Source organism: Williamsia sp. 1135 (assembly GCF_002095395.1).
In the GTDB taxonomy this organism is placed as follows: domain Bacteria; phylum Actinomycetota; class Actinomycetes; order Mycobacteriales; family Mycobacteriaceae; genus Williamsia.
Window position 1 is genome coordinate 89343 of the sequence record NZ_MJEI01000106.1, and the last position, 19884, is coordinate 109226.

The window sequence follows — 19884 nt, forward strand, 5'->3', positions numbered from 1 at the left end:
TTACCTATAAACACCCCCTGACCTGCAGTGATGCAAGTCATAAGAAATCTTGTGGATTTCCTACAGACAGGGCCTGTCAGGTTGCTGTACACATAGCACCATTAATGAACAGCGCACTGTGCGTTGAGCAGATACCAAAGGCAGATCATCGTGAACGATATGATCCCGGCGCCGGGGCGCCCTGTAGATGCGGGTATCCCGGTTGCAGCAGTGGTGGCCCGAGTCGCTGCCACGCGACCGGCCCGCGTCGCCGCCGAGTTCGGCGATGAGTTCGTCACCTACGGCCGCCTCAACACCACCATCGCGGCGTACCGCGCAGTCATGGACGAGCAGGGCGTGGACGAGAATGCGGCGATCTTTGCGGCCATCCTCAACACGTTGCCGGGCCTCGCCGACGAAACCCCGGGGCGGGTCACCGATCGCATCACGAGCATCTTGCGGGGGATCACCGGTGATACCGCCGCCTGGACCGACGGGGACCAGACCAGACAGGTCGGCTGAATCGCGACCGATCCGTCAGGATCCGAACGGCGAGAGAATCCCGGTGTAGGTCTTTGCCGGCGGGGAAGCCAGTTCACCCGTGGCGTTGGGACGCACCCGCATCGTCACCAGCGACTGCAGCAGCAGCGTCCCGGCGGCCACGCCGTCGATCACCGGCACACCGATCTTCTCGCTGATCAGTTGGGCGAGATCGGCCATGCCGGCACACCCGAGGACGATCGCGTCGGACCCGTCTTCTTCGGCTGCCGACCGACACGCCTCGATGAGGATGGCGGCGGTGTCGGGGTTGGACTCCAGTTCGAGCACCGGGATCTCACAGGCGTGGATTCCACGGCAGACCTTGGACATGCCGTAGCGGTCGACCAACTCCTCGGCCCGGCCGATGGTGCGGCCCAATGTGGTGACGACGGAGAACCCCCGGCCGAGTAGCGACGCCGCGTGCATGGCGGCTTCCGCGATGCCGATCACCGGCGCGGACGACACCTCGCGGGCGGCGTCCAGACCAGGATCACCGAAACAGGCCAGGAGATAGCCGTCAGCGGGTTTGTCGCCGCGCTCGCTACGGATGATCGCGTCCAGAAGGCCCGGCACCGCCAGGGCCTCGTCATAGTGCGATTCGATGGACGCCGGGCCCATCGTGGGGGTGACCCCGACGATCTCGGTGCCGGGCGCGGCGACTGATCGGGCCGCCGCGGCGATCTGGTCGGTCATCGAGACCGTGGTGTTCGGGTTGATCACGCTGATGAGCACGGTGCAATACTCCCATCGGAGCCGAAAATGGGGCCTTTTGGCGAGGAAACCCGCAGGTCGCGGTCGCCAAAAGGCCCCATCATTGGTTTGGTCAGGCTTCGACGGTCGCGGTCTCTTCGACCGGCCGGGTGCCGTAGATGAACTCCTTCGGCAGGAACTTCATGCCCACCATGTACATCACGAATCCGATTCCGGCGCCGATGAACCAGGTGAAGCTCGCCTGGTAGGCCGTGCCCCAGATGACGACACCGATCGGAACCAGCGCGCCGACGATGGTGGACACCACCGCCACCGGGTTGACGCCGCCGCGGAAGTAATACGTCGACGTCTCGTCCATCGTGAACAGATCGTCAACGATGATCTTCTGCTTCTTGATGAGATAGAAGTCGGCGATCAGGATGCCGAACAGTGGTCCGATGACCGCTCCGAGCGTGTCCAGCGTGTAGTGGATCGCGTCCGGGTTGTTGTAGAGGTTCCACGGGGTGATCAGGATGGAACCGACTGCGGCGATCATGCCGCCGGTGCGCCAGGTGATCTTCGTCGGTGCGACGTTCGAGAAGTCGAATGCGGGGGAGACGAAGTTGGCCACGATGTTGATGCCGATGGTGGCGATGGCGAAGGTGAGCACACCGAGCACGGCCGCCGTGGTGTTGTCGATCTTGTCGACGATGTGCACCGGGTCGGTGATGATGTTGCCCGCGTCGTCCTTGCCGATCACGGTGGCGCCGGCCGAGACCGTGCACACCACCAGGATCGAGAAGAACAGGAAGTTGATCGGCAGGCCCCAGAAGTTGCCCTTCTTCACGTCGCCGTACGTCTTGGCGTACCGCGAGAAGTCACCGAAGTTGAGCATCGGGCCCGAGAAGTACGACACCACAAGGGCTATCGCGGAGATCAGCGCGGTGATCGACGCCCAGCCCGACTTGCTGGGTCCGACGGAGAGGTCGAAGCTGACGTTGTCCCAGCCGGCCTTCCAGATCAGGTAACCCGCGAGGATCACCATCACGACGTAGACGGCGGGTCCGCAGAAGTCGATGAACTTCCGGATCGTCTCCATGCCGTTCCAGAAGACAACCGCCTGCAGGACCCACATGAGCATGAACCCGGCCCAGCCGAGAGGCGAGAGGCCGAGGAACGCCATGTCGCCGCTCTCGCTGTACTTTTCCAGCGACGGCCAGAACTTCAGGGCGAGGAGACCGAAAGCCACTGACGCCAAGTAGGTCTGGATTCCGTACCAGGCAACGGCGATCAGTCCGCGGATGATGGCGGGCAAGTTCGCACCGCGAACACCGAAGGCGACGCGGGTGGTCACGGGATAGGGGACGCCGGCCTGCTGGGACGGTTTGGCGACGAGATTGCACAGCAGGTTGACGATCACGATGCCGATGACAAGGGCGACAAGCACCTGCCACGCGGCGATACCGAGAGCAAAGAGACTGCCTGCGAACACGTATCCGCCGACGCTGTGCACGTCCGACATCCAGAAGGCGAAAATGTTGTACCAGGTCCAGCTCTGGTTCTTCAGTGGCGCGAGGTCTTCGTTGGTCAGGCGCTGGTCATAGCTGAGCTTGATGACGCTCTCGCCCGCCCCGTTGTTATGGCTTGTCGGTACCTCGGGATCTGATCCCGACGTTTTGACGTCTGTCATGGGCTTTCCCCTAGTGTCGGTTGAACCGGTTTCCCGGTTCCTCAGTAGCTGAGAAAAACCTAAGACCAAGATGTTGCTTAGGGATTACGTGCGTAACAAATTACCCATGCAGAGCCCAGGGAAGCCGATATATTCCGTGGCAGAGACCTTTTCGGCGACATCAACGTCCGAATTCAGGTCCGCCGTGCGCGCCTACTGCGGCGGGGAATCCTCGCGGGCGACGTTCAACTCGGCCGCAGTCTCGATGATCACGGACTCGAGCCGGCGATGGTGATCCTGTGCGACGGCGATGAGTTCGGTCGCATCCCGGCGCGACATCGCGTCGATCATCTTCTCGTGGTCGGCGTGCAACTGCAGCTGGGTGGGTCCGGTCGCACCCTGCATCACCTGGAACGGCTCGGTGATATCCCACGTCGAATCGAACATGTTGAGCAGACGGTGCATCCCACAGGGATTGGCCAACGCTTGGTGAAAGCGCCGCGAGTGCACGTGATAGGCGCGGAGATCACCTGAAATCGTCGCTTCTTTGAGTGCTTCGTGCTCGGCGCGCGCCCGATCCAGATCGGCGTCGGTGGACAGCTCGCAAGCCCGGGCCAGGGCGGCCTGTTCCAGGACGCCGCGGACGAAGTAGATCTCTCGGAGCTCCGTGAGGGTTAACTGCGCCACGTAGTAGCCGCCCCCGGTGCGATGTCCGACGAGTCCTTCACCGATGAGGGTCTTGAGCGCCTCCCGAACCGGGATGGCGCTCACTCCGAACAACTCTGCGACCTCGCCGACCGGAATCGCGGACCCCGGAGCTGCACTCCCGTCGAGGATGACCCGCCGGAGCTCGCCGAGCACGCTGGCGTGCGCGCTGCCGGAACGCTCACCGGTCAGGTACGACACCAGTGGACGGTGGGGCTGATTCGGTGGCACAGGATCCTCTTCGGCGGAATTCGGGCGGGAGTGGGTGGAAACGCGATTATCGCAATGTGCTGCTCATCGTGCAGGTCGGGCGACCGCCACGTCGAACGCGTCCGAGATCCAGTCGAGCAACGCAGCGGTCAGGGCATCCTGGTTCTCTCGTTTGACGATCTCATGGCCTTCGTCCTCGAACATCATCAATTCCGCCCGCGCGCCGTGGGCCTTGGCGGCCTCGACCACCCGTTCCGATTCGATCACGGGCACGTTGGTGTCGTGGCGGCCGTGGATCACGAGTAGCGGGGCGCGCAGGTCGTCGATGCGATGGATCGGGGACAGGTCCCGGAGCAGTTCGCGATCGGATTCGGGATGTCCGTATTTCGTGTACGCCGCAACAGCAATCCAGGGCTCGGTGTTCTCGTAGAACGACTGCAGATCACTCATCCCGCAGATGGCCACGCCGGCAGCGAACATCTCGGCGTGGAAGGTCAGACAGGCGAGGGTCAGGTAGCCGCCATAGGACCGGCCGGCGCAGGCGATCTGACCGGGAGCGGCATGTCCGGCCCGGATCAGGTACGACGCGCAGTCGGCGGCGTCGTTGATCCCGGCGAATCGACCCCACCGGTCGTCGGCATGGGAAAACAGTCGGCCCGAACCGCTGGAGCCACGGACGTTGGCCGCCAACACCGTGATCCCGGCGTTCTGCACTGCGGGGAACAGGAAGCTGAAATCGGGACGTGACTCCGATTCGGGGCCGCCGTGGAAGTAGATCAGTGCCGGTCCCGGTGACGCGGCTGCCGGTGTTGTCGGCCGATACAACCAGCCCAGCAATGGCATTCCGTCCCGGGCGAAGAACTCGACGCGCTCGGGTCCCGGGCCGTCGGCCGGTGTTGCCCGGCCGTGGTCGATCGGTGTCCAGTGACCCTCGCGCCAATTGATCAGGCCGACGGTCGGAGGTGTGTCGGGAGCCTGGACGGTCATCGCGATGACGGACCCCGATGCGCTGATCGACAGTTCTCCGACCACGGTCCCGGGCAGGTCGATGGGCGGGTGTAGCGTGCGTTCCGGCAGGGTAAGGACTTGGAGTTCGCTGTGCCCCTTGTTGTTCCACAGGATTGCGACGGTGCTCTGATCGTGGCTGATGGCGAACTCGTCGAGCCCGTAGCCGTTGCGCTCGGCCAGCACCGTGAATCGGATGCCCTCACAGCCGACGTCGATCGCGAGCAATCGGGGGAACTTCGCATCGAAATCGCTGCGCACCAAAGCCTGGACGCTGTTGAGATCGCGTTCCTGTCCCGACAGCCCCGGACCGGGGAAGAGCAGGGAGGGGTGCTCGAAACCCTGGTCCAGGATGACTCCCTGGTCCGTGGAAGCGCCCGGATCATTGGGTAACAGAGGAGTAATTCTCTCGTGGCGCAGGAGCAACATCTCGCGATAGCCGCGCGGCCCCACCCGCAGAAGAGCGGCGCCCTTCCAGGAGTCGATCAGGTGTCCTCCGACGCGGGCGTCGAGATCCACGACACCTTGATCGTCGGGGTCGACGATGAGAGCGTGCGCGGTTCCGTCCGCCTCGATCGCGGTGAGCAACACCCGGTTCGAATCCCAACCGATGAGTTCCACAGTCGCATAGTCAACTGCTGCAATCGTTTCCGGCGCACCGACCCTCACCGCCGCTGGGTCTTCCGGATCTGTCGTCACCACCCACACCTGATGATGCTCACCGCCGCCGGGCGCGACCTCGCAGGCGAGCCAATGGCCGTCGGCGGAATGGATGAGCTTTCGTACAGGTCCCGGGCAAGGCAACTCGACCGGCCGCATCGGCCCGGCACCCTCGCGACTGAGAGTGCGCTGGGCCGCGCGTGGATATCCGGTGCCGTCGTCGACGATGTAGGCAAAGGCACGGCCGTCCGGCGAGACAGAAGCGCCGTAGCTGTGCCGGTACTGATCTGTCGATCCCACAGTGGACTCCGCGTCGGCCGCGGGATCCGTCGTCACTGCGGGGCTCGTTGCGCTGTCGCCGTCTCCATCGTCTGCAGCCACATCTCCAACATTGCCAGTTGCCACAGGGAGTTGGAACCGAGGGTTGTGCGGGTCTCGTTGGGCGCCGCGAGCAGCGCCGCCAGCGTGGATTCCTCGTAGAGGCCGCGGTCGCGGGCCGACTGCGCCCGTAAAGTGTCGGTGACCAGGTCGAGCACGCCGCCGTCGAGATGCCGGATGCCGGGGACCGGGAAGTACCCCTTCGTCCGGTCGATGACCTCGGCAGGCAACAGCGCGCGGCTGGCCTGCTTGAGAACACCTTTTCCACCGTGGGCGAGCTTGAGCGCCGGCGGACACGTCGCCGCCAGTTCGACGAACTCGTGGTCGAGGAAGGGGACCCGGCCCTCGAGCCCCCAGGCCATGGTCATGGTGTCGACGCGTTTGACCGGATCGTCGACGAGCATCACCGTGGTGTCGAGACGCAGCGCAGCATCCACGGCCGAACCGGCCCCTGGTGCATTCTGGTGGTCGTAGGCGAATTGCCAACTCGGATCGTGATCGAGCCGATACTGCCGCTGCAGCAACGCATTGAGCTCCTTGTGCGATCGATCGAAGAACACCGACGCGTAGGCCTTGGTGACGTCGTCCCTCGGGGTGTGCTCGAGTGGGGGATACCAGTCGTATCCGCCTAGGATCTCATCGGCACCTTGACCGGATTGGACCACCTTGATCGACTTGCTGACCTCCTGGGAGAGCAGATAGAAGGCCACGCAATCGTGACTGACCATCGGTTCGCTCATGGCCGCAACGGTTCCCGGGATCGCCGGTAGCAATCGGTCGGTACCGATGTGGATCTTGTGGTGGTTGGTACCGAAAGCCTTCGCGATCAGATCCGAGTATTCGTACTCGTCACCCGATTCACCTGCGGCCGAGTCGAATCCGATGCTGAAAGTCGCCAGGTCGCGCTGTCCCTGCTCGGCGAGCAATGCCACGACGAGAGACGAGTCGATCCCGCCGGACAGCAGTACGCCGACCGGCACGTCGGCGACCATCCGGCGACGCACGGCAGTGCGCAGCGAATCGATCAGCTCGGTGCCCCACCGGGTCTCGTCCCAGTCGGCGCGGCTCGGATCCGGTTCAAAAGCCGGCTCCCAGTAGCGCTTTTCGGACGACGTGCCGTCACGCGCAATCGTCCGGACGGTCGCCGGCGGCAGCTTCTTGATGCCCTCGTAGATCGTGTGGGGTGCGGGGACGACCGAATGGAACGTCAGGTAGTGGTGCAGCGCGACGCGGTCGATCGAGGTGTCGACGCCGCCGGCCTCCAGGAGGGCCGGAATCGACGACGCGAACCGGAGCCGCGATCCGGTCTGCGTGAAGTAGAGCGGCTTGATGCCCAGCCGATCCCGGGCCAATGTCAGTTCGCCCGTGTCGGTGTCGACGATGGCGAAGGCGAACATCCCGATCAGGTGGTCGACGCAGTCGGTGCCCCAGCGGTGAAAGGCCTTGAGGATGACCTCGCTGTCGGCGGTGGAGAAAAACGAATAGCCGTACCCGGACAGTTCGTCGCGCAGTTCTCGGTAGTTGTAGATACAGCCGTTGAAGACCAGCGCCAGTCCGAGGGCCGCGTCGACCATCGGCTGCGCACCGCGCGCCGACAGGCCGATGATCTCGAGCCGTCGATGTCCCAGTGCCACATGGCGATGCAGGTAGACACCTTCGCCGTCCGGACCGCGGGCCGTCATGGATTCGGTCATCGCGGCCACCGCCGCCAGGTTGGGGCGTGTGCCGTCGAAGGTGATCTCGCCGCTGATCCCGCACATGCGTCAACGTCCTTCGTTCTGTGTTCCGGTCAGTATCCAGGTGTCTTTCCCGCCACCGCCGCGAGAGGAGTTCACGATCATGCTGCCCGACGGGGCCACTCGTGTCAGTGCGGCGGGGACCATGTGCGCGGTCACCTGGTCGTTGCCGTCGGCCCGCAGGTGGACAAACGCGCGCAGATCCACGTGGTGGGGGTAAAGCCCTTGGCCATCGAATGTCGGATGGGTCGACAGGCGCACGACTTCTTGGGCGACGAATCGTTCGGGATGCCCGATCAGATCCTTCCGCCGCTCCGCGAGCTCCTGTTCGGTGGCCTCCGGGCCGATCATCACACCCGAACCGCCCAGGCCGTCAATGGGTTTGATCACCAGTTCCTCCATGCGGGACAGAACATGGTCGCGCTGCTCCCGCTCGGCGCACAGCCACGTCGGGATCTGCTCGATGGCCGGTTCCTCGTTCAGGTAGTAGCGAATCATCTCTGGGACAAATGAGTAGACGGCCTTGTCGTCGGCGATGCCGTTGCCCAGCGCGTTGGCGATGGACAACGTGCCGGCGGCCAGCGCGTTCAGAATCGGATGCCGCAGTGCTTCGCCGTCGGCGCCCACCGACGACAGCAGCATGTCCTCGTCCATCCGGGCGAAGATGACGTTGACCCGCACGTCCTTGCCGCGGATGCGGGCCGAGAGACCCTTGCCGTCGGCGCGCAGATCGGGGCAGTCGACAACTGCGATCCCTGCCCGCTCAGCGATCATCGAGTGCTCGAACCAGGCGGAGTCCTCCCAGCCCGCGCTGAGCAGGACCGTCACCCCGTCGGTGGCGGCGTTGGGCGGCTGGGCCGCGTCGAGGGTGTCGGCGATCATCTGCGGTATCCCGTCGACCGACTCGATGTCCTCGGGTCCGAACAGCTCTCCGAGGTACCGGGTCATCAGGGTTCGGTTGCTGATCGCGAAGGCGATCCCGGAAGGTACGCGAAGGTTGTCCTCGAGTACCTGGAACTTGCCAGGACCCGTCGAGATCAGGTCGGTGCCACAGATGTGGGTGCGGACCGGCTGGGACAGCGGCGCCGCGCCGGCACTGCGGTACCCGGGTGCGCGGTCGAGGATCTCGGCCGGGATCACGGCGTCGCCGATGATCTGCTGCTCGCCGTACACATCGATCAAAAATGCGTTGAGCGCCAGAGCCCGCTGGCGAAGTCCCACCGAAATGCCATCCCAAGTGGGGGCGTCGATGATGCGAGGCATCACATCCAGCGAGAATATCTGTGGCCTCGCCTGGCCACTCACCTTGAACGTCATCCCGCCGGCGCTCTGCTGACCCTCCATCTGATGCTGTCGGTTGCGGAGTGCAATGGGTCCCAGGCCGGTGACGGTCTCGGCCACGCGGGCGTAATCCGGACGAGCGAGACCGGCCGGATCGAAGACCTCGTCGTAGTCGTCCGGCGTGGGCTCTACACCGACCGCCGGCGAGTAGGTGTGCACCATCGGGTTGGCGGGGTCCACCATCCTCGGGGAGGCGGGGGCGTCGCCGGCGGTCTCGGCGATGAGTGTGTCGACCACATCGGACAGATGTCCGCGCCTTCGCAGCGCCCGGCGCTGACGGGCCGAAGAGCTCCCCACGGAGATCGCGGTGTCGATGAGTTCGATGACGGTGTCCCAGTCACCGGTCGCCTCGAGCTGAGGTTGCAGCATCGCCGCCAGATCACCGATGATCTCGGCCGCCGGTCGCGGCTCGGCGGCCACGACGTCGATCAGGTCGGCCTCGAGACCCGAACGCGCTGCCTGCCAGATGGCGGCGCGATACAACGTCGGCGATACGTCGATGCCGGCCCGACCCTGCTCCATCCCGGCGACTTCCCGCTGCACCAGCGCGCGATAGAGCCCGGCGATCAGAGCGATGGTGTCGACCGAGGGACAGCTGTCACAGGCCCGGATCTCCAGGGTGGGTTGCATCGCCGAAGGACGTACGTCGTAATAGACCATCCCCGGGTCGGTGATCACGCCGGTGCTGATCAGCCGCGCGATTTCGTCGTCGTACTCGGCTGCCGACTCGAGCCGCGGGAACGGCCCGGTGGTGGGCCAGCGCTGCCACACGAGCGTCCGGGAGCTGGCGTATCCGGTGTCCGACCCGTCGGACCAGAAGGGGGAGCTCGCAGAGAGAGCGAGCAGAGTCGGGATGTAGGGGCTGAGCCGCCAGGCGAGCTGGACGGCCTGGTCGCGGTTGGCAACGTCGACGTGGACCTGCGTACCGCAGATCAGTTGTTCCCGGGCGAGTAACTGGTAGTCCGCGAGCATCTGCCGGTATCGCGGGGACTCGGTGACCTGAAGTTCGGTCGGGACCGCCAGCGGAACGCCACCGGCGGCGACGACCCCGATCCCCAGGTCCGCCGCCGTCTTGGCGAGGATCGCCCGGTGTTCCCGCAGATCTTGACGGAGGTCGGACAGCTTCGAGAACACGCCGCTGTTGACTTCGATGACGCAACGCTGCAGTTCTTCCACATAGCCGCCGGTGTCGGGGAGCGCGTCGAGCAACTCGGGCGCGCGCGGAGTGAGCCGGCGTGTGCGTAGGTCGACGAGGTGAAATTCTTCCTCGACTCCAATGTTGCGAACCAGGTCGTCCATCCTGCCGAGCGTAAGCGCATTTATGGGCTTGGGCAGGGCGAGACGATCAGGCCGGGGTGACCCACGTGGTGATGTCGCAATGCACCACCTCGACGCCCCGATGATCAGTGATCGCGACGGTCACGACCACGTCCCGGCCCTCGGTGACCGTGGCCCAATCGAGCGGCTCGGACAGGGTGGCGACCGCACGCAGACCGGTCGTCGCCTTGGTCAAATACTGGCTGTTCATGCCCTTCGGGATCCACCGATGGGTGGTGGGGGTGGTCGCCTCCATCAACATCCCCATCGCGGTCTCGGCGAGATTGCACGCAGCGATCGCGTGAAAAGTTCCGATGTGATTGCGGATACCGAACCACTTGGGTGCGGTGACCTCGCAGTAGCCGGGCTCCATTGTCTTGACGTACGGGAGGATCGTCGCGAAATAGGGGACCCGGACGCACATGCCAACGGAGAACAGCGTGGAGCCCAGGCGTCCGGCGGGGAGCTTTCGACGAAAGCGATAGGTGGGACTGCCGGTGGCGGGAGTGCTGGAGACGGTCATGGAGAGCCACCTTACCGCCCGGTAAGTTACCGTGGGCGGCAGGATGAGAAGTCGTCCGACAAAGCGAACCGTTCGCCGCTGAGCTGCCTTTTCGCCTTACTGCGCCCGATGTTGAACTCGGTCCATCCGTTGTCGGATCGAACGTCACGGGCGATCTTGCGCAGCACGCACGCGCGAAGGTCGGCCGGGAGCTCGAGCAGGGCACCTGTCGCGTCTGCTGAGAGGTCGGCAAGGTAGTAGGTGTCGATCTTGCCCGTCTTCTCGAACCGGTCGACGTTGGCCTGTGCGATTCGGCTATCCGGGTTGTACGCGGCAAACGACAGGGTGGCAGCGATCGTGAGAAGGCCGATGGCCCTCGGTAATTGGCGCGTTCGGAGTCCGACACCCGCGACGATAAGCGCGAGAAGTATGGCCCCGAGCCATAATTCGGTGGCCATCACGCTGACGCGCAATCGAGTGGCGCCGAAAGTGTCCATGTACAGGCTCATACGATGCAGCGCCGACACGACGACTGCCAGCGCCGCGAGACACAGGCCGCCAAGGATCGCGCGTACCAGGACTCGCCGGCTCATCGTGCTGCGGTCGGCTCGTTGCCATCCGATGGAGACCACCAGGATCGTCAGCGCGGTGACAGCAAAGAGCTGCCAGAATCCACTGCGTGCGTAGTCGGCGTAGGTGAGCCCGGCGGTCTGCTGCACATAGGCGTCGCCGCCGAACATCGCGCGGGTCTGGGTGATCAGGAAGGCCGCGTACAGCGCCAGAACCGTGCCAGTGGGCACGGCCCACATCCAAGTGTCCGACGATGTCTTCGGATGCCCATCGGTGATCGCCGGACGCGCGAAACGGATGTAGCACCCCAGCGCGGTGAAGACGCCGACCGCAAGTCCGGCAATGACATTCGATCCGACATCGGCGTTTCCGAAGTGCGGCACGACGCTGTCGACAAGCGATGCGAACGCCGCGTCGGCGCCGGCGAACAGCGCGACGAACACCGTGAACAGCGCGATGGTGAGCAACCCGACTTTGATCACCGCCCCGACGTTCTCGACCGGTCTGTTGCTACGCGCCGAGGCGGCGCCACGGTAGATCCACCCAGCCGCCCCGAAAGCCAGAACGATCGGTGCCACCATCGTGAACGCCATCTCTCGGATCGACCGGGCGCCGACGACGAGGACGCCGGTCGCGATCAGGGAGACGACAATGCATGTCAGTGACAACCACTCCGCACTGCGCCACCCGGCAACTGCCAGCAGCGCAGCGATGCTGGTTGCCGCAATGACCTGGGGACGACTGGGTCGATCGGGGGAGCCGACGAACACTGCGCTCAACACGGCGACACCGGTGAGTGCGACGCCGATACCCACCAGCGTCGTCGGGATCAGGACCGCGGCCGCGGTCGCGGCGATCACCGCTGACGCGAGAACCCGCGCCGGTGCGACATGGGGCAGCCCTGCGGACACTGTGAGGTGAGGCCGGCGGGACGGTTTCTTGGTCGATAGCAGCGGAGGGGCTTGCGGCAGATCTATTTCGGGCATGGGGTATCGCCTCTCGAAGATTGTCGGAAATGGTTGTGCGCTGGTGTCAGTGCGTGGGGTGTACCGGCAACCGGATCCTGATGCGGCATCCGTGTGGATCGTCGACGACGTCGATGTCTCCGGCGTGCAGGTTGATCACCCACTGGGCGATGGCCAGACCCAGACCGGTTCCGCCGTCGCGCGAACCGCCTCGGGTGAATCGTTCGAAGATGCGGGCGCGTTCGGCGGGTGCGATGCCAGGTCCCTCATCGGCGACATCGAGGACAACGGTGTCGCCCAGCTGTCGGCCGGCCACCTCGACCGTCGAACCGGTGGGTGCGTGACGGGCCGCGTTGTCGAGGAGGTTCGCGAAAACCTGATGGAGTCGCGCTTCGTCCGCCTCAACCGTGAGAGTCGAAGCGATGTTTACCGCGAACGCGATGTCGGCGCGCGATCGCAATCGGCATCGGCTACGGCGACGGTGGCGAAACTGTGGAGGTCGATCCGGTCATAGTCGAGCTGGGCCACGCCGCCCTCGACCCGGGACAGATCGAGCAACTCGTTGATGAGGCGACCCAGTCGATCTGTCTGGCCGAGCGCCCGCTCGAGAGTCTCCTGATCGGGACGGCTCACGCCGTCGACGAGGTTCTCCAGGACGGCGTGCAGGGCGGCCACCGGTGTTCGGAGTTCGTGGGCGACATTGCCGATGACCTCGCGACGGTATTTGTCTTCGTCGGCCAGATCGTCCGCCATCTGGTTGAACGCCGTCGCGAGTGTGCCGATCTCGTCCCTCGACGTGGCGCGGACCCTGGCCGTGTAGTCGCCACGCGACATCCGGCGGACGGCTCCAGTCATCTCGCGCAGTGGCGAGGTCATTCCGTGAGCGAGGACGAACGTCACGACGAATGCGACGAGCAAGGCCATCAGTAACGCGTAGCGGAACTGCCATCGCGCCGTGACCCAGAACGAGAAACTCGAGATGGTGAGGGCGGCCCCGACCACGACGGCGGTCTTGACTTTGAAGGACCGCAGCATATCCAGCGGGCGGGGAAGGGTGAGGGTCATCGCTGCGCGACTTCGAGTGCGTAGCCGACACCGTGGACCGTGCGGATGCGCCCGGAGCCGACCTTCTGCCGCAGCGACCGGATGTGGGAGTCGACGGTGCGCGTCTCGCCGGCGTCCGGCCATTGCCACGCGGCTTCGAGGAGTTGTCCGCGACTCAGAACCGCGCCTGGGTGACTCGCGAGCGAAACCAAGAGGTCGAACTCGGTGCGCGTCAGGTGAACAAGAGCTCCGGACACCGAGATCTGCCGCGCGGCGTGATCGATCAGAAGGTCGCCGAGGTCCTGGACAGACGACTGTTGCGAGCCGGCGACGAGATCGGCCGATCGGTACCGATCGGCCCGTCGCAGCAGCGCACGGGTCCGAGCGACGAGTTCGCGCATCGAGAACGGCTTGGACAGGTAGTCGTCAGCGCCCACACCGAGTCCGATGACCAAATCGGTCTCGCCGGACCGGGCGGTCAGCATCAGAACCGGGGTCGGCGAGTGCGCCTGGATCCGCCGGCACACCTCGAGCCCGTCCATGCCCGGCAGCATCAGATCGAGTATCACCACATCGGGGGAGGAGCTAGCATGCTCGGCCAGAGCGCCTGGACCTGACTCGGCGGTGGTGACGTCAAAACCCTCGGCCAGCATCCGGTCCGCGATCGTCTGCCGGATCAACGGCTCGTCGTCGACGACCAGCACGGTTGGTGCGCTGTTGGTGGGCTTCATGGTTGCGACGTTAGCTGCGGGTTGTCCGCAGACTGCGGGGATGATGTGAAGGAACTGTGAAGGTAGGGCCAGTTCCGGGGGCAATTTGGACCTACGCCGGATCTATTGCATACTTGTCGGGTTGCCTTGATCGGCAGCTGGGCTAGTTGCGCCTGTCGATCAGAGAGCACCACCGGACAAACCAAGCGGTTTCCGAACTGGTTTGAGTATCTGTCGTGGCGCACAACATGCAAAGTATGACCCCGCGTCCGCAAGGACGCACCGGTACAAAGTGATGGCGCGTGCGCATAAGTGTGTGTAGAGATCGCGACACACCCGAGCGCGTGGACCGGAGGCCCGCCTCGGCGGGCATGTACGAACGGCTCGCGCAAGCGGGCTTTGAACAATGACAGATGAACAGCGTCGATCACCACCGCGAGGTAATGGTCACGAGGGTGCGGCCACTGCGTCGCGACCACGAGGTGTTCATCTGTGCAGCCGAAAATGACGGAAGAGGACACAGCGTGGCGGGACAAAAGATCCGCATCCGGCTCAAGGCTTACGACCATGAGGCGATCGACGCGTCGGCGCGGAAGATCGTTGAAACCGTGACCCGTACGGGTGCACGCGTGGTCGGCCCTGTGCCGTTGCCCACCGAAAAGAACGTGTATTGCGTCATCCGCTCGCCGCACAAGTACAAGGACTCGCGCGAGCACTTCGAGATGCGTACACACAAGCGACTGATCGACATCCTCGATCCCACGCCGAAGACCGTTGACGCCCTGATGCGCATCGATCTGCCGGCCAGCGTCGACGTCAACATCCAGTGAGTGGCGGGATTTAACAGATGACTCAGAGAAATGTGAAGGGAATCCTGGGCACGAAGCTCGGGATGACCCAGGTCTTCGACGAAGACAACCGGGTGATCCCGGTGACCGTCGTCAAGGCCGGACCCAACGTGATCACCCAGATCCGTACCGAAGAGACCGACGGCTACACCGCCGTGCAGCTCGCCTACGGTGCCATCGATCCGCGCAAGGTCACCAAGCCTGTCGCCGGACAGTTTGCCAAGGCCGGGGTCACCCCGCGGCGGCATGTGTCCGAGATCCGAGTCCACGACGTGTCCGAGTACACGGTGGGACAGGAACTGACGGCAGAGATCTTCGTCGACGGAGCGCTGGTCGACGTGACCGGTACCTCCAAGGGCAAAGGCTTCGCCGGTGTCATGAAGCGTCACGGCTTCAAGGGCCTGGGCGCGAGCCACGGCGTGCACCGCGTGCACCGCTCGCCCGGATCCATCGGTGGTTGCGCCACCCCCGGTCGCGTGTTCAAGGGCATGCGGATGGCCGGCCGGATGGGCAACGACAAGGTCACCACCCAGAACCTCAAGGTTCACAAGGTGGATGCCGAGTCCGGCCTCCTGCTGATCAAGGGAGCGATCCCCGGTCGCAAGGGCGCCATCGTCATCGTTCGCGACGCAATGAAGGGTGGTGCATAGCCAGTGAGCGTCAACACTGAAAAGCAGCAGACCCGCACGGTCGACGTGAAGGTGTTCGGCGGCAAGACCGACGGCACCGTCGAACTGCCTGCCGAGATCTTCGACGCACCGGCGAACATCTCGCTGATGCATCAGGTCGTCGTCGCGCAGCAGGGTGCCGCACGTCAGGGCACCCACGCCACCAAGACGCGGGCCCAGGTCCGTGGTGGCGGCGCGAAGCCTTACCGCCAGAAGGGAACCGGCCGCGCCCGTCAGGGTTCGACCCGTGCACCCCAGTTCGCCGGTGGTGGCGTCGTACACGGCCCGCAGCCGCGTGACTACAGCCAGCGCACCCCCAAGAAGATGAAGGCCGCCGCCCTGCGCGGAGCCCTCTCGGACCGGGCCCGCAACGAGCGCATCCACGTGATCACCGAACTGGTTGCCGGACAGGATCCGTCGACCAAGACGGCCCGTCAGTTCCTCGCGGAACTGTCGGATCGCCGCAAGTTCCTGCTCGTCGTGGGTCGCGAGGACATCGCAGCCTGGAAGAGCGTGCAGAACCTGCAGCACGTCCTGCCGATCGCTCCGGATCAGCTGAACACCTACGACGTGCTCGACGCGGACGAGGTCGTCTTCAGCCGTGAGGCACTGGGCGCGTTCATCGACGGTGCTTCCAAAGAGCAGAAGGAGGCCTGAGAAACATGACAGTTCAGGCAAACCCACGCGACATCATCTTGGCCCCGGTGATCTCCGAGAAGTCCTACGGACTGATCGAGGACAACGTGTACACGTTCTTCGTGCACCCGGAGTCGAACAAGACCCAGATCAAGATCGCCATCGAAGAGATCTTCGGTGTGCAGGTCACGAGCGTGAACACCGCGAACCGGCAGGGTAAGCGCAAGCGGACCCGCGCCGGCTACGGCAAGCGCAAGGACACCAAGCGCGCGATCGTGACCCTGGCAGCCGACAGTAAGCCCATCGAGATCTTCGGAGGCCCGGTCGGCTGACGCCGCCCGGACTCAGAAGAAGTAGAGGACAAGAAGACTCATGGCTATTCGTAAGTACAAGCCGACGACTCCTGGTCGTCGTGGCGCTTCCGGCGCAGACTTCTCGGAGGTCACTCGTGACACCCCGGAGAAGTCGCTGGTTCGCCCGCTGCATGGTCGTGGCGGTCGAAATGCCCACGGACGCATCACGACTCGTCACAAGGGTGGCGGCCACAAGCGGGCCTACCGCCTCATCGATTTCCGTCGCCACGACAAGGACGGCATCAACGCCAAGGTCGCTCACATCGAGTACGACCCCAACCGCACTGCGCGGATCGCGCTGCTGCACTACGTCGATGGCGAGAAGCGCTACATCGTTGCTCCCAAGGGCCTCGGCCAGGGTTCAGTGGTGGAGAGCGGCGCCAACGCCGACATCAAGCCCGGCAACAACCTGCCGCTCCGCAACATCCCGACCGGTACTCAGATCCACGCGATCGAGCTCCGTCCGGGTGGCGGTGCCAAGCTGGTCCGCTCCGCCGGAGCGGGCGCTCAGTTGCTCGGTAAGGAAGGCGCCTACGCCACGCTGCGTCTGCCGTCCGGTGAGATCCGTCGCGTCGACGTGCGCTGCCGCGCAACCGTCGGCGAGGTGGGTAACGCCGAGCAGAGCAACATCAACTGGGGTAAAGCCGGCCGTATGCGGTGGAAGGGCAAGCGCCCGACCGTCCGTGGTGTCGTGATGAACCCGGTCGACCACCCGCACGGTGGTGGCGAGGGCAAGACCTCCGGTGGACGCCACCCGGTCAGCCCGTGGGGCAAGCCCGAGGGCCGCACCCGCAAGAACAAGCCGAGCGACAAGCTCATCGTCCGCCGCCGCCGCACCGGCAAGAACAAGCGATAACCCAGGAGGGAGTTAGAGAATGCCACGCAGCCTCAAGAAAGGCCCGTTCGTCGACGACCACCTGTTGGGCAAGGTCGATGTTCAGAACGAAAAGGGCACCAAGCAGGTCATCAAGACCTGGTCCCGTCGGTCCACCATCATTCCGGACTTCATCGGACACACCTTCGCCGTCCACGACGGTCGCAAGCACGTGCCGGTGTTCGTCTCGGAGTCGATGGTCGGTCACAAGCTCGGCGAGTTCGCGCCGACCCGCACCTTCAAAGGTCACATCAAGGACGACCGGAAAGCGAAGCGCCGGTAATCATGAGTACTGAAACAACGAATCCGACCGCCAAGGCGACCGCGAAGTTTGTCCGCGTCACGCCGATGAAGGCTCGTCGTGTCATCGATCTGGTTCGCGGCAAGAACGTGGACGAGGCCCTCGACATCCTGCAGTTCGCTCCGCAGACCGCGAGCGAGCCGGTTGCCAAGGTGCTCGCCAGCGCTGTTGCCAACGCGGAGAACAACCTCGACCTCGACCGTCGCACCCTCGTGGTGGCGCAGGCGTTCGCCGACGAGGGACCGACCATGAAGCGGTTCCGTCCGCGTGCCCAAGGGCGTGCGTTCCGGATCCGTAAGCGGACCAGCCACATCACCGTCGTCGTCGAGAGCATCGCCGACAAGGGTGCGGCCACCAGCCGCAACCGCCGGAAGGGAGCTCAGTAGTGGGCCAGAAGATCAACCCGCACGGCTTCCGTCTCGGTATCACCACGGACTGGAAGTCCCGTTGGTACGCAGACAAGCAGTACGCGGAATACGTGAAAGAGGATGTTGCCATCCGCAAGCTCCTGGCCACCGGCCTCGAGCGCGCCGGCATCGCCAAGGTGGAGATCGAGCGCACCCGTGACCGGGTTCGCGTCGACATCCACACCGCCCGCCCGGGCATCGTCATCGGTCGCCGCGGCGCCGAGGCCGACCGGATCCGTGGCGACCTGGAGAAGCTGACCGGCAAGCAGGTGCAGCTCAACATCCTCGAGGTCAAGAACGCCGAGTCGGAAGCTCAGCTGGTGGCACAGGGTGTCGCAGAGCAGCTCAGCAACCGCGTGGCTTTCCGCCGGGCAATGCGTAAGGCCATCCAGTCGGCCATGCGTCAGCCCAACGTCAAGGGAATCCGGGTCCAGTGCTCGGGTCGTCTCGGCGGTGCGGAGATGAGCCGTAGCGAGTTCTACCGCGAAGGCCGTGTGCCGCTGCACACCCTGCGCGCTGACATCGACTACGGCCTGTACGAGGCCAAGACCACCTTCGGCCGTATCGGCGTGAAGGTCTGGATCTACAAGGGCGACATCGTCGGTGGCAAGCGCGAGGCTTTGTCCTCGGCCGCTGCTCCGGCCGGCGATGACCGTCGTCCGCGTCGCCCCGCACGTCCGAAGCGGAGCGGTTCGTCGGGCACCACAGCGACCAGCACCGAAGCTGGACGTGCGGCCACCGCGACCGCAGATGCACCCGCGGCAGCCGACGCTCCAGTTACTACGCCTGCGCCCGCGCAGGCCGAGAACCAGGAGGGCTGAGGCATGTTGATCCCTCGTCGGGTCAAGCACCGCAAGCAGCACCACCCCAGCCTGAAGGGTCAGGCCACGGGCGGCACCAAGGTGACGTTCGGTGACTACGGCATCCAGGCTCTGGAAGCTGCCTATATCACCAACCGTCAGATCGAGTCAGCTCGTATTGCCATCAACCGGCACATCAAGCGTGGCGGCAAGGTGTGGATCAACATCTTCCCCGACCGGCCGCTGACGAAGAAGCCTGCCGAGACCCGCATGGGTTCCGGTAAAGGTTCGCCCGAGTGGTGGGTTGCCCCGGTCAAGCCCGGTCGCATCCTGTTCGAGATGAGCTACCCCAGTGAGGAGACTGCTCGCGAGGCCCTGCGCCGCGCGCAGCACAAGCTCCCGATCAAGACCCGCATCGTGACCAGAGAGGAGCTGTTCTGATGTCAATCGGAATCGCCGCCGCTGAGCTCCGTGAGCTCAACGACGAAGAACTGGTCGAACGTTTGCGTGAGTCGAAGGAAGAGCTGTTCAACCTTCGGTTCCAGATGGCCACCGGTCAGCTCGACAACAACCGCCGGCTGCGTACCGTGCGTCGCGAAATCGCGCGCGTGTACACCGTCATGCGGGAACGCGAGCTCGGCCTGGCCGCCGGACCTGAAGCAAAGGACGGTGACGACGCATGAGTGAGGACCAGAAGGTGACAGAAACGTCCACCACCGAGGAGCGTGCGCGCCGCAAAGAGCGGATCGGGTACGTCGTCTCGGACAAGATGCAGAAGACCATTGTGGTCGAGCTGGAAGATCGTGTGAAGCACCCGCTTTACGGCAAGATCATCCGCACCACCAGCAAGGTCAAGGCCCACGACGAGAACGAGACCGCCGGCATCGGCGACCGCGTCCGTCTGATGGAGACCCGCCCGACCAGTGCCACCAAGCGCTGGCGTCTGGTCGAGGTCCTCGAGAAGGCCAAGTAGAAG

At 64.6% G+C, this 19884-nt stretch carries 21 protein-coding genes and 1 pseudogene; 12 read left to right on the forward strand and 10 right to left on the reverse strand.

Features of this window, described 5'->3' with window-relative positions; genetic code table 11:
* The first annotated feature begins 150 nt into the window (after positions 1-150).
* Positions 151-501 (forward strand): hypothetical protein, encoded by a 351-nt coding sequence (locus BFL43_RS24945; RefSeq protein ID WP_143695546.1) that lies wholly within the window; start codon positions 151-153, stop codon positions 499-501.
* A gap of 15 nt (positions 502-516) precedes the next feature.
* On the opposite strand, the gene BFL43_RS24950 is transcribed toward BFL43_RS24945, so the two are convergent.
* From BFL43_RS24950 to BFL43_RS24995, 10 genes and pseudogenes are all read right to left on the reverse strand, one after another.
* Entirely contained in the window at positions 517-1251 is a 735-nt protein-coding gene (locus BFL43_RS24950; RefSeq protein WP_084895838.1) for an aspartate/glutamate racemase family protein, read from the reverse strand.
* Positions 1252-1342: 91 nt separating this feature from the next.
* Entirely contained in the window at positions 1343-2899 is a 1557-nt protein-coding gene (locus tag BFL43_RS24955; RefSeq protein WP_084895840.1) for an NCS1 family nucleobase:cation symporter-1, read from the reverse strand.
* Positions 2900-3091: 192 nt separating this feature from the next.
* The gene (locus BFL43_RS24960) at positions 3092-3814 is read right to left on the reverse strand and encodes a GntR family transcriptional regulator (RefSeq protein WP_084895842.1); all 723 of its coding nucleotides are present in this window, start codon (positions 3812-3814) and stop codon (positions 3092-3094) included.
* 63 nt (positions 3815-3877) lie between these two features.
* Positions 3878-5758, reverse strand: coding sequence for a prolyl oligopeptidase family serine peptidase (locus BFL43_RS24965; RefSeq protein ID WP_168176733.1), 1881 nt, complete (start codon positions 5756-5758; stop codon positions 3878-3880).
* Between the two features lie 32 nt (positions 5759-5790).
* Complete coding sequence (locus tag BFL43_RS24970) at positions 5791-7596, reverse strand: N-acetylglutaminylglutamine amidotransferase (RefSeq protein ID WP_084895846.1); 1806 nt, start codon at positions 7594-7596, stop codon at positions 5791-5793.
* Positions 7597-7599: 3 nt separating this feature from the next.
* Positions 7600-10212: a carboxylate--amine ligase/circularly permuted type 2 ATP-grasp protein gene (locus tag BFL43_RS24975; protein WP_084895848.1), complete on the reverse strand. Its 2613-nt coding sequence runs from the start codon at positions 10210-10212 to the stop codon at positions 7600-7602.
* A gap of 46 nt (positions 10213-10258) precedes the next feature.
* Positions 10259-10753 (reverse strand): hotdog fold domain-containing protein, encoded by a 495-nt coding sequence (locus tag BFL43_RS24980; RefSeq protein WP_084895850.1) that lies wholly within the window; start codon positions 10751-10753, stop codon positions 10259-10261.
* A 26-nt stretch (positions 10754-10779) separates the two neighbouring features.
* Positions 10780-12288, reverse strand: a complete 1509-nt coding sequence (locus BFL43_RS24985; RefSeq protein ID WP_084895852.1) for a DUF4173 domain-containing protein — start codon at positions 12286-12288, stop codon at positions 10780-10782.
* A gap of 46 nt (positions 12289-12334) precedes the next feature.
* Positions 12335-13332: pseudogene (locus BFL43_RS29950) on the reverse strand (HAMP domain-containing sensor histidine kinase).
* Positions 13329-14042, reverse strand: a complete 714-nt coding sequence (locus BFL43_RS24995; protein WP_084895854.1) for a response regulator transcription factor — start codon at positions 14040-14042, stop codon at positions 13329-13331. The pseudogene BFL43_RS29950 and the gene BFL43_RS24995 overlap by 4 nt, the downstream one beginning before the upstream one ends.
* 503 nt (positions 14043-14545) lie before the next feature.
* Here BFL43_RS24995 and rpsJ point away from each other — a divergent pair.
* From rpsJ to rpsQ, 11 genes are read left to right on the forward strand one after another with little or no spacing between them, the layout of a single operon-like run.
* The gene (gene rpsJ / locus BFL43_RS25000; protein ID WP_003938093.1) at positions 14546-14851 is read left to right on the forward strand and encodes a 30S ribosomal protein S10; all 306 of its coding nucleotides are present in this window, start codon (positions 14546-14548) and stop codon (positions 14849-14851) included.
* Between the two features lie 17 nt (positions 14852-14868).
* Complete coding sequence (gene rplC, locus BFL43_RS25005) at positions 14869-15519, forward strand: 50S ribosomal protein L3 (protein ID WP_084895856.1); 651 nt, start codon at positions 14869-14871, stop codon at positions 15517-15519.
* Between the two features lie 3 nt (positions 15520-15522).
* Complete coding sequence (gene rplD / locus BFL43_RS25010; RefSeq protein WP_084895858.1) at positions 15523-16194, forward strand: 50S ribosomal protein L4; 672 nt, start codon at positions 15523-15525, stop codon at positions 16192-16194.
* Between the two features lie 5 nt (positions 16195-16199).
* The gene (gene rplW / locus BFL43_RS25015) at positions 16200-16505 is read left to right on the forward strand and encodes a 50S ribosomal protein L23 (RefSeq protein WP_084835378.1); all 306 of its coding nucleotides are present in this window, start codon (positions 16200-16202) and stop codon (positions 16503-16505) included.
* A gap of 40 nt (positions 16506-16545) precedes the next feature.
* Complete coding sequence (rplB, locus tag BFL43_RS25020) at positions 16546-17382, forward strand: 50S ribosomal protein L2 (protein ID WP_084895860.1); 837 nt, start codon at positions 16546-16548, stop codon at positions 17380-17382.
* A gap of 19 nt (positions 17383-17401) precedes the next feature.
* Positions 17402-17683: a 30S ribosomal protein S19 gene (gene rpsS / locus BFL43_RS25025; protein ID WP_084835380.1), complete on the forward strand. Its 282-nt coding sequence runs from the start codon at positions 17402-17404 to the stop codon at positions 17681-17683.
* 2 nt (positions 17684-17685) lie between these two features.
* Entirely contained in the window at positions 17686-18087 is a 402-nt protein-coding gene (gene rplV, locus BFL43_RS25030; RefSeq protein WP_084835381.1) for a 50S ribosomal protein L22, read from the forward strand.
* A complete protein-coding gene (gene rpsC, locus BFL43_RS25035; protein WP_084835382.1) occupies positions 18087-18929 on the forward strand; it encodes a 30S ribosomal protein S3 in 843 nt (280 codons plus the stop codon). The genes rplV and rpsC overlap by 1 nt, the downstream gene beginning before the upstream one ends.
* A gap of 3 nt (positions 18930-18932) precedes the next feature.
* Complete coding sequence (rplP, locus tag BFL43_RS25040; protein WP_084835383.1) at positions 18933-19349, forward strand: 50S ribosomal protein L16; 417 nt, start codon at positions 18933-18935, stop codon at positions 19347-19349.
* Positions 19349-19591 carry a 50S ribosomal protein L29 gene (gene rpmC / locus BFL43_RS25045; RefSeq protein ID WP_084835384.1) on the forward strand — a complete coding sequence of 81 codons (243 nt, stop codon included), beginning with the start codon at positions 19349-19351 and terminating at the stop codon, positions 19589-19591. Before rplP ends, rpmC begins: the two co-directional genes overlap by 1 nt.
* A complete protein-coding gene (rpsQ, locus tag BFL43_RS25050) occupies positions 19588-19881 on the forward strand; it encodes a 30S ribosomal protein S17 (protein ID WP_023956016.1) in 294 nt (97 codons plus the stop codon). Before rpmC ends, rpsQ begins: the two co-directional genes overlap by 4 nt.
* Positions 19882-19884 lie beyond the last annotated feature (3 nt).

Bases quoted from the DNA above. Each gene is read 5' to 3' on its own strand.
- BFL43_RS24955 (WP_084895840.1), bottom strand. From the start codon at position 2,899: ATGACAGACGTCAAAACGTCGGGATCAGATCCCGAGGTACCGACAAGC.
- BFL43_RS24970 (WP_084895846.1), bottom strand. From the start codon at position 7,596: ATGTGCGGGATCAGCGGCGAGATCACCTTCGACGGCACACGCCCCAAC.
- BFL43_RS24975 (WP_084895848.1), bottom strand. From the start codon at position 10,212: ATGGACGACCTGGTTCGCAACATTGGAGTCGAGGAAGAATTTCACCTC.
- BFL43_RS24980 (WP_084895850.1), bottom strand. From the start codon at position 10,753: ATGACCGTCTCCAGCACTCCCGCCACCGGCAGTCCCACCTATCGCTTT.
- BFL43_RS24985 (WP_084895852.1), bottom strand. From the start codon at position 12,288: ATGCCCGAAATAGATCTGCCGCAAGCCCCTCCGCTGCTATCGACCAAG.
- BFL43_RS24995 (WP_084895854.1), bottom strand. From the start codon at position 14,042: ATGAAGCCCACCAACAGCGCACCAACCGTGCTGGTCGTCGACGACGAG.
- rplC (WP_084895856.1), top strand. From the start codon at position 14,869: ATGACTCAGAGAAATGTGAAGGGAATCCTGGGCACGAAGCTCGGGATG.
- rplW (WP_084835378.1), top strand. From the start codon at position 16,200: ATGACAGTTCAGGCAAACCCACGCGACATCATCTTGGCCCCGGTGATC.
- rplB (WP_084895860.1), top strand. From the start codon at position 16,546: ATGGCTATTCGTAAGTACAAGCCGACGACTCCTGGTCGTCGTGGCGCT.
- rpsS (WP_084835380.1), top strand. From the start codon at position 17,402: ATGCCACGCAGCCTCAAGAAAGGCCCGTTCGTCGACGACCACCTGTTG.
- rplV (WP_084835381.1), top strand. From the start codon at position 17,686: ATGAGTACTGAAACAACGAATCCGACCGCCAAGGCGACCGCGAAGTTT.
- rplP (WP_084835383.1), top strand. From the start codon at position 18,933: ATGTTGATCCCTCGTCGGGTCAAGCACCGCAAGCAGCACCACCCCAGC.
- rpmC (WP_084835384.1), top strand. From the start codon at position 19,349: ATGTCAATCGGAATCGCCGCCGCTGAGCTCCGTGAGCTCAACGACGAA.
- rpsQ (WP_023956016.1), top strand. From the start codon at position 19,588: ATGAGTGAGGACCAGAAGGTGACAGAAACGTCCACCACCGAGGAGCGT.